The sequence below is a fragment of the Acidocella sp. C78 genome, assembly GCF_907164655.1.
This window is the reverse complement of record NZ_CAJQZK010000002.1, coordinates 1-12,975: the sequence shown is the minus strand read 5'-3', so window position 1 is coordinate 12,975 and position 12,975 is coordinate 1. Positions and strand designations below refer to the sequence as shown.

Genomic DNA, 12,975 nt, shown 5'->3' with positions numbered 1-12,975 from the left:
CCATGACCACCCCGCGATATCCCGATCTGCCCTGAAAACGCCGAGCGGAGACGAAACCCGGCGCGAATTTCCGGCAGCCTGACCGATCCGCCCTCCCCCTTGATCGAGATCAAAGTGACATGTCGAATTGTCACTATAACTTGACACATCAAGCGGAGAGGAGGACGGGATGCGAATCCTGCTGGTGCATCCGAACTATCATTCAGGCGGTGCCGAGATCGCCGGAAACTGGCCGCCCGCCTGGGCCGCCTATATCGCCGGCGCGCTGAAATCCGCCGGCTTCACCGATCTCCGCTTCATCGACGCGATGACCAACGACCTGTCGGACGACGCGCTGCGCGACATCCTCCGCGCCGAACGGCCGGACATCGTCGGCGCCACCGCGATCACCCCCTCGATCTACAAGGCCGAACGCCTGCTGGAAATCGCGCGCGAGGAACATCCCGGCGCGCTCACGGTTCTCGGCGGCGTGCACGCCACCTTCATGTATGGCCAGGTTCTCGCCGAAGCCCCCTGGATCGACGTGATCGTCCGCGGCGAGGGCGAGGGGATCATCGTCGATCTCGCCCGCGCCGTCGCCGCCGGCGATTTCGCCGCCACCCGCCACGCCATTCGCGGCATCGCCTTCCGCGAGGGCGGCAAGGTCGTCGCCACCGAAGCCGCCCCCACAGTGAAGGATCTCGACGCCCTCGCCCCCGACTGGAGCATCCTCGCGTGGGACCGCTACCGCTACATCCCGCTCGGCACCCGTGTCGCCATCCCCAACATGGCGCGCGGCTGCCCCTTCACCTGCTCCTTCTGCTCGCAATGGAAATTCTGGCGCGACTACCGCTACCGCGACCCGGCGAAGGTGGTCGATGAAATCGTCCGCCTGCGCGATGAGCACGGCGTCGGCTTCTTCATCCTCGCCGACGAGGAACCGACCATCAACCGCAGGAAATTCGTCGCCTTCTGCGAGGAGCTGATCGCGCGCGATGTCGGCCTGCTCTGGGGCATCAACACCCGCGTCACCGACATCCTGCGCGACGAGGCGCTGCTGCCGCTCTACCGCCGCGCCGGGCTCATCCACGTCTCCCTCGGCACCGAGGCGGCGGCGCAGATGAAGCTCGACCGGTTCAACAAGGAAACCACGATCGAGCAGAACCGCAAGGCGATCGCCCTGCTGCGCGCCGCCGGCATCGTGGTCGAGGCGCAGTTCATCGTCGGGCTCGAAAACGAAACCCGCGAAACGCTGGAGGAAACCTACCGCATGGCGCGCGACTGGGCGCCCGATCTCGCCAACTGGTCGATGTACACGCCCTGGCCCTTCTCCGACCTGTTCCGCGACCTGGCCGACAAGGTCGAGGTGTTCGACTACGAGAAATACAATTTCGTCACCCCGATCATCAAGCCCGCGGCGATGGACCGCGCCGAACTGCTCGACCGGGTGATGCACAATTACCGCCGCTTCTACATGCGCAAGGCGTTCTTCTCCTACCCCTGGGCCGGCTCCGGCGCGCGAAGGCGCTACCTGCTCGGCTGCCTCAAGGCGTTCATGAAATCCGGCTTCGAGCGGAAATTCTACGATCTCGGCCGGGTCGGCTACTGGGGGCCGCAATCGAAGCGCAAGGTCGATTTCCATTTCGACGGCGCGCGCGACCGCGCCGGCGCGGCACAGGTCGAATGGCGCACCATGCACGACAACGGGCGGCAGCGCCGCAAGACGCGCGAAGCGGCGGAGCCGCCCCCCTGACCGCGCGCGCCGACCCCTCAGGGCCGCTGATCGGGCCAAACGCGATCCTCCAGGTCTTCGCCGCCCTCGCCGCCTCCGGCGGTCCGGCCTGCATCGCCCGGGTCGCGCGGGCGGCGGGGCCGAAAACCGCCTCGCCCACCCGCCGGCCACGATGGTCCCCGCCGCCGAGGTGCTCGCTTTGCACCGCGCGGTGCGCGCCTGCCTCGGCGCCGGGCCGGGCGGCGCGGTGCTGCGCGCCGCCGGCGAGGCGACCGGGCGCTATCTCCTCGCGCACCGGATTCCGCGCCCGGTCCGCCTCGCGCTCCGCGCCGCCCCGGCGCCGCTCGCCGCCCGCCTGCTGGTCGCCGCCATCCGCCGCCACGCCTGGACCTTCGGCATGCCGGAGGGGCTCGGCGCCACCTGGCGCGGCGGACTTCGCCTGACGCTGACCGCCAACCCCATCGCCCCACCCGGCGCCTGCGGCCCCGGCTGCGACTTTCACGCCGGCACGTTCGCCGTGCTGTTCCAGGCGCTGGTGGACCGCCGCCTGCTTGTCCGCGAAACCGCCTGCCGCGCCGCCGGCGCGCCGTCCTGCGTCTTCACCATCGGGCGCGGCTGATCCGCCGCCGGCCGGTGGACCGCCGGCGCGGATGATGCTCTACCGGCGCTGCCCAGAATCAATCCCCACCCGGCCGCGCACCGCCGCGCGGACCGCAGGAGATGACGACGTGACCGACAGTTCCACCACCCGCCCGGCCGAAACCGTCATCGGCGCCGGCACCCGCCCGGCCGAAACCGTCATGGGCGCCGGCACCCGCCCGGCCGAAACCGTCATGGGCGCCGGCACCCGCCCGGCCGAAACCGTCATGGGCGCCGGCACCCGCCCGGCCGAAACCGTCATGGGCGCCGGCACCCGCCCGGCCGAAACCGTCATGGGCGCCGGCACCCGCCCGGCCGTCGCCGTCATCGGCGCGGGCGCCGCCGGCCTCGCCGCCGCCCGCGCGCTCGCCGGCGCCTGCGCCGTCACCGTGTTCGACAAGGCGCGCGGTCCCGGCGGCCGCCTCGCGCATCGCCGCCGCGAGGGCTTCGCCTTCGATTTCGGCGCCCCGTTCTTCACCGCCCGCGACCCGCGCTTCCTTGCCGAGCTCGCCCGGCTGCGCGCCGCGGGAATCGTAACACCCTGGGCCTGCCGCTTCGCCGAAATCGAGGCCGCCGCCATCACCCACCGGCGCGACTGGGGCGAAACCCCGGCGCATTACGTCCCGGTCGGCCGGATGAGCCGCCTCACCGCGCACTGGGCCGCGGGGCTCGACGTCCGGCAGTCCTGTCGCATCGCGGCGCTGCACCGGATGCCGGCGGGCTGGGCGCTGGAGAGCGAGGCCGGCGAGCGGTTCGGCCCCTTCGCCTTCGTCATCGTGGCGGTGCCGGCGCCGCAGGCCGCCGCCCTGCTGCCCGCCGCCTCGCCCCTGCACGCCACCGCCGCTTCGGCGCGGATGCAGGGCGCCTTCTCGCTGATGCTCGGCCTCGCAGCACCGCTCGATCCCGGCTTCGATGCCGCGCTGGTGCGCGACGGCGCGCTGAGCTGGATCTCCCTCTGCGCCGCGCGGCCGGGGCACGAGGGCGGGCCGGGCCTGGTCGCGATCTCCCGCAATGCCTGGGCGGACGCGCATCTCGAGGACGATCCGGCAACCATCCGCGCCGCCATGCTGGACGCTCTCGCCGCCTGCCTCGGCCAGCCCTCGCGCCGGTGCATCTCGACCTGCATCGCTGGCGCTACGCCAACGCCCCGGCCGTGGCGGCGCGGCCCGACCTGATCGACGCCGAAGGCGGCCTCGCCCTCTGCGGTGACTGGACGTCGCAGGGAAAGGTCGAGGCCGCCTATCTCTCCGGGCTCGACGCCGCCGCCGCCGTCCTCGCCCGTCTCGCCGCCGGCTGAGCGGGCGGGTCTGCCGCCGCCGCCGCCTCGGCCGCGTCACGATCCACCGCGCCGGCCAGCGCCGCGCGCGTCGCCGCCTCGCTGTATCGCGCGGCGACAAAGGCAAGACCGGCCTCCGCGAGACACTGGTTCAACGCCTCGTCCTCATGCACGCGGACGATCTTGGCGGCGAAATCCGCCGCCGTCCCGGCCACCAGCCAGTCCAGCGGCGCCGGCAGGTCGAGCCCCTCGGCGGCAACCGGACTCATCACGCAGGGCAGCCCGTGCGCGAAACTCTCCAGCACCTTGCCCTTGATCCCGGCGCCGAAGCGCAGCGGCGCCACGGTGCAGCGCGCCCGGTGCAGCACATCGGCCAGATCGGGCACATACCCCACCATCGCCAGCCCCCGCTCGTGCAGCCGGGCGATCGCCTCGGGCATCCGGCTGCCGACGATGCTGCTCGTCGCCGCCGGCAGCCGGGCACGAAGGGCGGGCAGGATGTCGTCGGCATAGTGCCGCACGGCATCGACATTGGGCGGATGCTGGAAACCGCCGACAAAGACGATCCCCGCGCGCTGTGCGAACGGCGCCGGCGTCGGGCGCGGCCGGACCGCCCATGGCACCACATGCGTGGCGATCTCGGGCACCAGCTCGCCGAGCAGCCGCGCCTCGGCCGAGGAATGGACGATCACCGCGTCCACCACCCGCATCACCGCAAGCTCTCCCGCCTTCTGCGCCACCAGCCCCACCGTGTGCGGATCGCCCGGCGCCACCGCGGCCTGGCGTTCGAGGCGGAGGAAATGCAGATCGGCGACGCTGTAGACGATGCGGCATTTCGGAAAATAACGCCGCGTCAGCATCGCGTATTTGGCGGCGTTCGAGTAGCGATGGATATAAACGAGGTCGGGCGCCACCAGCGCATCGCGGAACACCTGCTCGACCGACCGCGCATAGGGCGCGTGCAGGCACTCGATGCCGATTTTCCTGAGGCTGGCGGTATAGGGCTGATGATCCTCCATGTTGTCCGCCGGCATGAACGTCACCTTGTAGCCGAGCGCCTGCAAGGCGCGCATATGCGCGACCGCCGCGTTCGATCCGGCGTCGAGGTCGGGTGTCGGCACGGTATCGTCGATGAAATAGGCCCGCCGGCGCACCTGCCGCTCGGCCTCCAGATCGGGGCTCTCGCCGTTGAACCGGTGCCCGGCCAGAACATCCCTCCAGCGCGCCTGGAACTTCCGCTGGTTGACGAGCTGGTAGCGCTTGAGCCCGCCGCCGGCGACATCGACGCCATTGCTGACGCCTTCGAGATGCACCACCTCCGAGGCCGGCTGCACCACCACCCGCCGGCCGAGCTGGCGAACCCGGAAGGCGAGGTCGACATCCTCGTAATAGGCCGGCGCGTAATGGCTGTCGAACCCGCCCAGCGTCTCGAACAGCGCCCGCTCGACCATCAGCGCCGCGCCGGACACCCAGTCGGCGTCGCGCAGATGCAGGAAGCGCGGCTCCGCCGGGTCTTCCCCGCGGCCCCAGTTCCACCCGTCGCCGAGACGCCAGATGATCCCGCCCGCCTCCTGCAACGTGCCATCCTCGGCCAGCAGCCGCGACCCGGCGATGCCGACGCCCGGCACCAGCTCGAACGTGTCCACCAGCGCGTCCAGCCACCCCTCGCGGACCAGCGTGTCGTTGTTGAGAAACAGCAGATAGCGCCCCCGCGCCTCGCGCGCGCCGGCATTGCAGGCGCCCACGAAGCCGAGCTGCTGCGGCGTGCGCACCACCCGCACCGGCCCGGCGAACACCAGCGTGCAGAGCAGGGTCTCGTCGGTCGAACAGTCGTCGACGATGACGATCTCGCACGAGCGGCGCGGGAAATGGTCCCTGATCGACTCCAGGCAGCGATAGGTATGGTCGAAATGATCGTGCGCCGGAATGATCACCGACACCTCCGGCGCCGTCTCCGCTGCGCCCGCCTGTCCCAGGGTCAGCAGCGGATAGGCCCGGCTCAGCGCGTCGATGATCCCGCCGGTCCGCCCGTCGAGCTCGTCCCGCGGCACCAGCCCCTCGCGCATCGCCGCCGCCGTCCGCCCCGCCGCCCCGGCCAGCCGGTCATGCGCGTTGATGCACTGGTTCAGCAGCCTGAGCAGAAAGCCGATCCCGCCGGAAAGCTCCTCCGGCGCGCGCGCGGCGAGCGAGGCCTGCACGAAGGCCTCGGTCATGAACCGCAGCGCCGGCTCGTCGAGACGCGGCGGCGACCGCACGATCCAGTGCGGCGACGCCAGCAGATCGAGCCCGTCCGAGGCCCGCCGCAGACTCACCAGATGCCGCGAATGCGGCAGCACCATGTCGAGCCCCGTGAACGCGAACCCGTGCCGCCCGTCACCATACCCCACCTCCTCCAGATCCGGCCGATAGAGATCCGCCCGCACCCGGAACAGCATCACCCCTCCCTCGACGAGATCGACATCCACCGGCTCGCCCGGCCGCGCCGGGTCCCAGATCCAGCCGGAAATCATTTCGTGATCGCATCGCTCCAGATACCCGATCGGTTGCAGCGACGCATCGTCGCCGGGCGGCGGCGACGGCCCACCGTTAGCGTCCGCCCCGATATCGCCGGCCGGGCGCCGGTCCGGCGTCGCCCCGCCAGCGTCGCCGCTTGCCGCGCGTGGCGAAATCTTTTGTCTTTTCTTCGATAAAGATGAAATATTTTCGTTATGATTTTGTCTTTTTTGCATATCGTCCAATTAATAAGTTAATATTTGAATACGTTTTGTTATTAACAGGGACGCACTATGCCGCGTCCAGCCCCGCCCTGTCGAGCATCATCCTGCGCCGCGGGACGAAAACCGCGCCGCGCCCCTCAGGCGAACCGATCTCGTGCGAACCGATCTCGTGCGAACAGGCGGGTCACGCCCGTCAGGCGCCGGCGGCCCCGTCCAGATCGAGCGCGAGCTGCCCCGGCGCGGCGGCGGCGCGGCGCGGCGGCGTCCGGGCCCGTCCCCGGCGCGAGCCGTGGCGAAGCTGCACCGCATCCGCCTCGCGCTGCGCCTCCACGAGCCGCCGCCGCGCGAACAGCGCCGCCTTCGCCGCCCGCGCCGCCTCCTCATGGATCACGATCCGCGCCGGATAATCCGGGCAGAGCCGCGCCCGCTCGGCGGCGTCGAGCCGCCAGGGCTCGTGCACCAGCGCCCCCGCCACCGCCGCCAGCTCCGGCACGTGCAGCCGGATGAACCCGCCGGCGGCATCCTGGTCGTGTCCCTGCTTGACCGGCGAATACACCCGCACCGTGTTGATCCCGGTCTCGCCGGACTGCATCTGGCATTGCGGCCAGTGAATTCCCGGCTCGTAATCGGTGAACAGCCGCGCCAGCACCAGGCCGCTCTCCTGCCAGGGCAGGAACAGGTCATGGCTCGCGAACGACATCAGCATCGCCCGCATGCGGAAATTGATCCATCCATGCGCCGCGAGATAGCGCATCGCCGCATCGACGAAGGGATAACCCGTCCGCCCCTCCGCCCAGGCGGCGAGGCGCGCCGGATCGGCCGGCGGCCGCATCCCCTCATATACCCGCGCGAAAGGCCGCCACTCCGCCTCCGGCTCGGCCTCAAGCTTCTGGATGAAATGGCAATGCCAGTGCAGCCGGGCGATGAACGAGCGCAGCGCCGCCCCCAGCGGCTGGCCGCCGGCACCTCGCGCTGCCGCCGCCAGGCCGCCTGCGCCGCCTCGCGGATCGAGAGACAGCCATAGGCCAGATAGGGCGACAGCCGCGAGCACGCCGCCTCGCCCGACACCGGCGAAGACATCGCCCGTGTATAATCCTCGCCCCGGCGCGCGAGGAACGAGCCGAGTGTCTCCAGCGCCGCCGCCCGCCCCGGCGCCTGCCCGTGCCGCAACCCGTCCGGCGCGAGGCCGAGCGCCGCCGCCGCCGGAACACAAGCTGCCGCCACCCCCTCCGGCGGCGTCGCCCAGGCGATGCCGCGCGGCGGCGGCAACGAAGGTGCCGCCATCATCCGGTCCCACTGCGCCGCCCAGCGGTCGCGGTTCAGCGCCGGGCCGCGGATCACGCCGAAATTGCGCAGCTCCGTCCACGTCACCCCCTGCCCGCGCGCCCAGCGCCGCACCGCCCGGTCGCGCGCATGGGTCCAGCGATTGCCGGTCTCCTCGTGCGACCACAGGCTGAACCCGCCGAGCCGCCGGCGCAGCGCCTCCAGCACCTCGACCGCCGGGCCGACGCGCACCAGCAGCCGCCCGCCCGCCGCCGCGATCGCCGCCGCCAGATCCTCGATGCAGCCGGCAAGAAACGCGTAGTGCCGGTGCGAGACATCCGCCAGCCGCCAATAGTCCGGCTCGACGATCACCAGCGGCAGCACCGCCCCCGCGCGCGCCGCCGCGCTCAGCGCCGCGTGATCGGCGAGCCGCAGGTCGCGCTTGAACCAGACAACCGAGATTTCGTCTCCCATGCCGCCCGAAATGGTCGCCCGCGCCGATCGGACAAGGCGCGGGCGGCGCGAGGACGCGGGCGGATCAGGCGCGCAGCAGCCCGCCCATCGGCGCCACCGCCGCGCTGTCGGGGAAAATCCGCCCGAGCGCCGCGCCCCCCAGTCCGAACTGCGCCGCCAGCACCCCCTTGGCCAGCGCGCGGAGATCGGCCGTCGGCGCGAGATCGCGGTTCTGGAACAGCTGCCGCTCCTTCAGCCCCGGCCAGGTCGCCAGCACCCGCCCGCCTTGCACCGCGCCGCCGGCGAGAAACGCGACCGTCCCGGTGCCATGATCGGTCCCGCGCGTGCCGTTGATCCGCGCGGTGCGGCCGAATTCGGTGATCACCAGCACGCAGGTCTTCGCCCAGGCCGCGCCCAGCGCCACCTTCAGCGCCGCCACCCCGCGATCGAGGCCGGCGAGCGGGAAGGGCAGCAGTTGCATCTGGTTGACATGCGTGTCCCAGCCTTCGAGCTGGAACGCCGCGATCCGCGGCCCGTCGGCGGCGGCGAGCAGCGTGCCCACCCGCGCCGCCAGTTCGGGAAACCCGTAGCCCCCGGCCGGGCGCGCGGGCCCCGCCGGCACCCGCATCCCCGCCTCGTCCATGTCCGGCGCCGGCCCGGCGGCGAAGGTCGCGGCGTCGAACCGCCGGGCGCCAAGCCCACGGGCGATCGCCGGGCCGAATACCGGATCGCCCGCGTTGAGCTTGCCGATCGCCGCGTACAGCCCGCGATCCGGCTGCGCGAACCCGACCGGCGCATAGGCGCCCACCGGTTCCGCCCCGCGCAGGATCAGCGGCGTGCCGATCCCCGCCGCCAGCCCGATTCCGCCCGGATCGCCATCCGCCGGCAATTCCCCGATCAGCCGGTTGAGCCAGCCCGAATTCATGCCGATCTGCCCGACGCCGGTCTGCAACAGGTCCTGCGCCTCGAAATGGCTGCGCGTCCGATACGGGCCGGCGATCGCGTGCACCGGCAGCAATTCGCCCGCGGCATAGAGCGCGTGGAACCGCGCCAGCGCCGGGTGCAGCGCGTAGAACCCGCCGAGATCGTGCCGCGCCGATGCCGGCGGGATCAGCCCCGGCCGCAGCCGCGCGAGATCGGGGTCGCCATGGGGAATGACGGCCTCCATCCCGTCGAGCGCGCCGCGCAACAACACAACGACGAAGCGCGCCTGCGTCGGCGCGGCGGCGAGGGCGAGCCGGGTCCGGCCCAGGGTCGCGACGGTCGCGAGGCCCAGCAGCGTCGCGCGGCGGGAGAGATTCATGTCGGTCACCGTCTGAGAAATTCGGGAGAGGCGAACAGCAGCGCCAGCGCCTCGCGCGGCGAGCCGGCGGCGCTCACCGCCGCCAGCGTCTGCGGGCGCAGCCGCGCGCCGAGGGCGGCGGTGGCGATGGCGGCGGGCGCGCGGTCGTGGCTGCGCCCGGCCATGGTATAGGCGAAGTCGATCCGCGCCAGCACCGCGTCCGGCCCGCTCCAGTCGCCGCCGAGATCGGACCATCCATCGGGCAGCGGCGCCGCCCAGAGCGGCTGGCCGAGCCGGCGCAGCATCCCCAGCGCCGCCGGCACCTTCGCCTCGGTCTCGCCGAGCGCGCGGCCGACCGAGAGGAAATACTCGACCGGCGTCTTGATCTTGGTCCCCGGCGTCCAGGCCTCCGGCAGGTCGACCAGCGCCGCCGCCGCCGCCCGCAAATCGCCCTGCGTGCCGGCCAGCACGCCGGCGACATGCGCGACCGCCGCCGCCGGCGGCTGGTCGGCCACGAAATGCCGCACCAGCTTGGTCGCCAGCGCCGTCCAGGTGGTGTGATAGGTCGAGAGAAAGCGCAGCGCCGCGATGCCGCCCGCCTCGCCCGGCGGAAAGCTGCGTCCCATCAGCGTCTGCGGCCCCGGCTCATGGGCGAAGGGATGAAAGCGGAACCCGGTCGGCTCCGCCCGCGGGTCGACCGACCATCCGGTGAGCAGCTTCGCCATGGCGATGACGTCCTGCTGGCTGTAGCCCGCGCGCAGGCTCACCGTATGCAGCTCCATGCACTCGCGGCCGAGATTCTCGTTGAGCCCGCGATGCCGCCGCGCCCCGACCCGGCTGTCCGGCCCGACCGACCCGGCATTGCCGAGATAGAGCAGCATCGCCGGATGCCGCTCCACCGCCAGCACCATGTCGGTGAACCGGCCGGTCACATGCGGGCGGATCGCCTCGCGCAGGAACGGGCCGATCAGCGCCGCGGTGCCGCCCTGACGCATCGACACGGTGAAATGATTCGCCCAGAACCAGACCAGCCGCTCGCGGAACGGCGCGTCGGTGCGCAGCGCCCAGCTGAGCTGGGCGGCGGCATCGGCGCGGAACATCTCCCGGCCGCGCGGCTTGAAATGCTCCTTGAGCGAACCCCCCTCGCGGGCGAGCCGCTTGCGCCTCATCCGGTCCTCGCGCAGCGCTGCGAGCGCCGCGGCCCCGCTCGGCAGGGCGGCGAATTCCGGCGTCGCCAGCGCCGGGTCCGGCCCGTCGAGCTGGCCGAGCAGCCAGGCGCGCGGATCGGCCGGCGGCGCCTGGTCCGGCCGCCCGCCCAGGCCGAAGCGGATCATCGCCTGCGAGGGCGTCAGACTTGATGCCTGCGAGGGCGTCAGACTTGATGCCTGCGAAGGCGTCAGGCTTGATGCCTGCGAAGGCGTCAGGCTTGTCGCCTGGGCGGATGCGAGGGTCATCGCCGTCACCCGCTCAGCGGCAGCGATAGGGGTGCCAGTAGCACCAGCCATGGCGCGGTCCGGCGGGATAGACCACGCATCCCGCAAGCCCGCCGGCGAGTCCGGCGAGCAGGATCGCGGCCACCGCCCGCCGCGCGATCCGCGCGGCCCGGCCCGGCCGTACATCCTGAGGGGGCGTAAAACGGAACGTGCGAGACAGCATGGGTGAGATCCTCGATGATCTGTGGCGCGTCGACCGCGCGGGGCCTGTTTCCCGTTCAACGCGCGGGCACCGAATATCCGTCGCCCCTTCAGCCCGGCGGCGGCAGGGATTTTTGCTCCTGCGGCGGGGGAGCAGAAATACCGCCATGCGGCGGGGGAGCAGAAATACCGCCTCGCGGCGGGGAGCAAACGCCCCGCCCCGCCGTTGCAACTCGCCATGTTCGGCAAGGCCGCGCGCCAGTTTCCGCCGCTCGCCGCGCGGCAGGGTGGCGGCGAAGCGCAGCGCCGCGTTGTCGAGCCTCGCCAGCAGCTCGCCGCGATCCCGCCGCGCCCTGGCCAGCAGGGACGCGATCGCGGCGCGGTCGAATTCGGGGCGGATGAACAGCGCCCCCGCCTGCTGGCGGCTGCGCCGCGCATCGCGGATCAGGTCGCGATTGTCGCGGATCACCGCGAGCATCGCGGCGCGGAAGCGGGCGCGGTCGGCCGGGCGCAGGGCGTGGCCGGCGGTCTGGATCGGGCCGGAGCCGTGATGCGGCGGCCTGTGCCAGCCGCCCCGGCGCGACAGCACCGCGAGCCCGCCGCCAAAGGCGCCGATCATGAGGGCGTTGACGAGCAGCGAGGCGACGAGGCCGATCTGCAAGCTTCTGGTGGTCACAGCGTATCACTCCAGTTGGCGGCATCGCCGCAGGATGGCACCGGCGCGCCGAGCACGGTGAGGGATTGCGAACAGCCCGCCCCGCCCGCCGGCACCAGGCGGGCGACCAGCACGGCGCCGATCGCCCCGCCGCCGGCCAGCGCGCCGGCGAGGCCGAGTCCGGCCAGCCACAGCCGCAGGCGCCGCGGCGCCTGCCGCCGCCGTGCCGCGTCGCGGGCGATCCGCCCGGCCAGCGCGGCGCCCGGCGCGGGCACCGCCCAGCGCGCCAGCGCTGCATCCAGCGCCGCCTCGGCGGCGAGAACCGCCTCCGCCTCGGGGTGGGCGTCGCGAAAGGCCCGCGCCGCCGCGCGCTCGGCCTCGGGCCAGCGGTCGATCGCGCCGCCATAGGCGGCGGCCAGGGCGGCGAAGCGTTCGGGCGTCATGGTCGCAGATCCTCGAGCTGTTGGCGCAGGGCGCGGCGGGCGCGGGCGAGCAGGCTTTCCAGCGCCTCGACGCTGATGCCCAGCGCCGCGGCGGCCTCGATATTCGACAATCCCTGATACACCTGCATCACCAGCGCCTCGCGCTGGCGGGCAGGCAGTCCGGCGACCGCGCGCTCCACGCGCCGGCTTTCGGCGTCGCGCGCGAGCATGAAATCCGCCCCCGGCGCCGGATCGGCCTGTTCCGGCGGATCGGCGACGGCCACCTCCCGCCGCCGCCGCAGCCGGTCCATGCACAAATTGAGCGCGACGCGGTGCAGCCAGGTGTCGAACCGCGCCGCCCCCGGCCGCCACGCCCGCGCCTGCCGCCAGACCCGCAGGAACACCTCCTGCGCGATATCGTCGGCCAGCGCCGGATCGCGCAGCAGCCGCAGCGCGAGCCGTGCACGCGCGGCAGCTTGTGCGCCATCAGCGTGCGGAACGCCGCCTCCTCACCCATGCCGATCCTCGCCAGCAGCGGCGCATCCGGGTCGCCCTCCGGGTCTGTCATGTCCTCGCGGAAGCCCACCCTGCGCCGGTTGCCGCGCCGACCGGCCATCCGGTCGGCATCCGGTCCGTTCAACGCGCGGGCGGCGGGTTTCCGTCGCCGGCGCGCCGGGTTTTTTCACCGCGCCCGCACCCGGGTCAGCCGCACCAGCGGCCCGAGCCCGGCCGGCGCGCGGCGAGGGCGGCGAACAGCAGACGCTGGCCGATCGCCGGGCGCTGCGCGCGATAGAGCAGCGAGGCGAGGCGGATCTGCCCGCCAAGCTCGCCGGCGAGGCGGCGGTGATGGGCCACGGCGTCCTGCCGGCCAGCACCGCCTCGGCGGCGCGCCGCGCCCCGTGCAGCGCCATCGCCATGCCATC

12 protein-coding genes and 1 pseudogene are annotated in these 12,975 nt (G+C 72.7%); 4 read left to right on the top strand and 9 right to left on the bottom strand.

The features are described from left to right. Nucleotides 1-169: 169 nt before the first annotated feature. From bchE to ACIDOCELLA78_RS98860, 4 genes are all read left to right on the top strand, one after another. Nucleotides 170-1,732 carry a magnesium-protoporphyrin IX monomethyl ester anaerobic oxidative cyclase gene (bchE, locus tag ACIDOCELLA78_RS98875; protein WP_201727699.1) on the top strand — a complete coding sequence of 521 codons (1,563 nt, stop codon included), beginning with the start codon at nt 170-172 and terminating at the stop codon, nt 1,730-1,732. 88 nt (nt 1,733-1,820) lie between these two features. Beyond that, a complete protein-coding gene (bchJ, locus tag ACIDOCELLA78_RS98870) occupies nt 1,821-2,330 on the top strand; it encodes a bacteriochlorophyll 4-vinyl reductase (protein ID WP_283770810.1) in 510 nt (169 codons plus the stop codon). 109 nt (nt 2,331-2,439) lie between these two features. Then, entirely contained in the window at nt 2,440-3,525 is a 1,086-nt protein-coding gene (locus ACIDOCELLA78_RS98865) for an NAD(P)/FAD-dependent oxidoreductase (protein ID WP_201727697.1), read from the top strand. Further along, nucleotides 3,504-3,647 carry an FAD-dependent oxidoreductase gene (locus ACIDOCELLA78_RS98860; RefSeq protein ID WP_201727696.1) on the top strand — a complete coding sequence of 48 codons (144 nt, stop codon included), beginning with the start codon at nt 3,504-3,506 and terminating at the stop codon, nt 3,645-3,647. Before ACIDOCELLA78_RS98865 ends, ACIDOCELLA78_RS98860 begins: the two co-directional genes overlap by 22 nt. Here ACIDOCELLA78_RS98860 and ACIDOCELLA78_RS98855 read toward each other — a convergent pair. From ACIDOCELLA78_RS98855 to ACIDOCELLA78_RS98815, 9 genes and pseudogenes are all read right to left on the bottom strand, one after another. Then, complete coding sequence (locus tag ACIDOCELLA78_RS98855; protein ID WP_201727695.1) at nt 3,590-6,136, bottom strand: glycosyltransferase; 2,547 nt, start codon at nt 6,134-6,136, stop codon at nt 3,590-3,592. The genes ACIDOCELLA78_RS98860 and ACIDOCELLA78_RS98855 overlap by 58 nt on opposite strands. Before the next feature lie 400 nt (nt 6,137-6,536). After that, entirely contained in the window at nt 6,537-7,394 is an 858-nt protein-coding gene (locus ACIDOCELLA78_RS98850; protein WP_249675012.1) for an FAD-binding domain-containing protein, read from the bottom strand. 365 nt (nt 7,395-7,759) lie between these two features. Beyond that, nucleotides 7,760-8,080 (bottom strand): annotated as a pseudogene (locus ACIDOCELLA78_RS98845) (deoxyribodipyrimidine photo-lyase); the annotation flags it as partial. Between the two features lie 64 nt (nt 8,081-8,144). Continuing rightward, nucleotides 8,145-9,362, bottom strand: coding sequence for a DUF1501 domain-containing protein (locus tag ACIDOCELLA78_RS98840; RefSeq protein WP_201727810.1), 1,218 nt, complete (start codon nt 9,360-9,362; stop codon nt 8,145-8,147). Nucleotides 9,363-9,367: 5 nt separating this feature from the next. Then, nucleotides 9,368-10,795, bottom strand: coding sequence for a DUF1800 domain-containing protein (locus ACIDOCELLA78_RS98835; RefSeq protein WP_307850851.1), 1,428 nt, complete (start codon nt 10,793-10,795; stop codon nt 9,368-9,370). 13 nt (nt 10,796-10,808) lie between these two features. Continuing rightward, nucleotides 10,809-11,651: a periplasmic heavy metal sensor gene (locus ACIDOCELLA78_RS98830; RefSeq protein WP_249675011.1), complete on the bottom strand. Its 843-nt coding sequence runs from the start codon at nt 11,649-11,651 to the stop codon at nt 10,809-10,811. Continuing rightward, nucleotides 11,648-12,073: a hypothetical protein gene (locus ACIDOCELLA78_RS98825; protein WP_201727693.1), complete on the bottom strand. Its 426-nt coding sequence runs from the start codon at nt 12,071-12,073 to the stop codon at nt 11,648-11,650. The genes ACIDOCELLA78_RS98830 and ACIDOCELLA78_RS98825 overlap by 4 nt, the downstream gene beginning before the upstream one ends. Further along, nucleotides 12,070-12,456, bottom strand: a complete 387-nt coding sequence (locus ACIDOCELLA78_RS98820) for a sigma-70 family RNA polymerase sigma factor (RefSeq protein WP_249675009.1) — start codon at nt 12,454-12,456, stop codon at nt 12,070-12,072. Before ACIDOCELLA78_RS98820 ends, ACIDOCELLA78_RS98825 begins: the two co-directional genes overlap by 4 nt. A 298-nt stretch (nt 12,457-12,754) precedes the next feature. Then, on the bottom strand, nt 12,755-12,975 hold a 221-nt coding region (locus ACIDOCELLA78_RS98815; RefSeq protein ID WP_201727692.1), incomplete at its 5' end, for a hypothetical protein.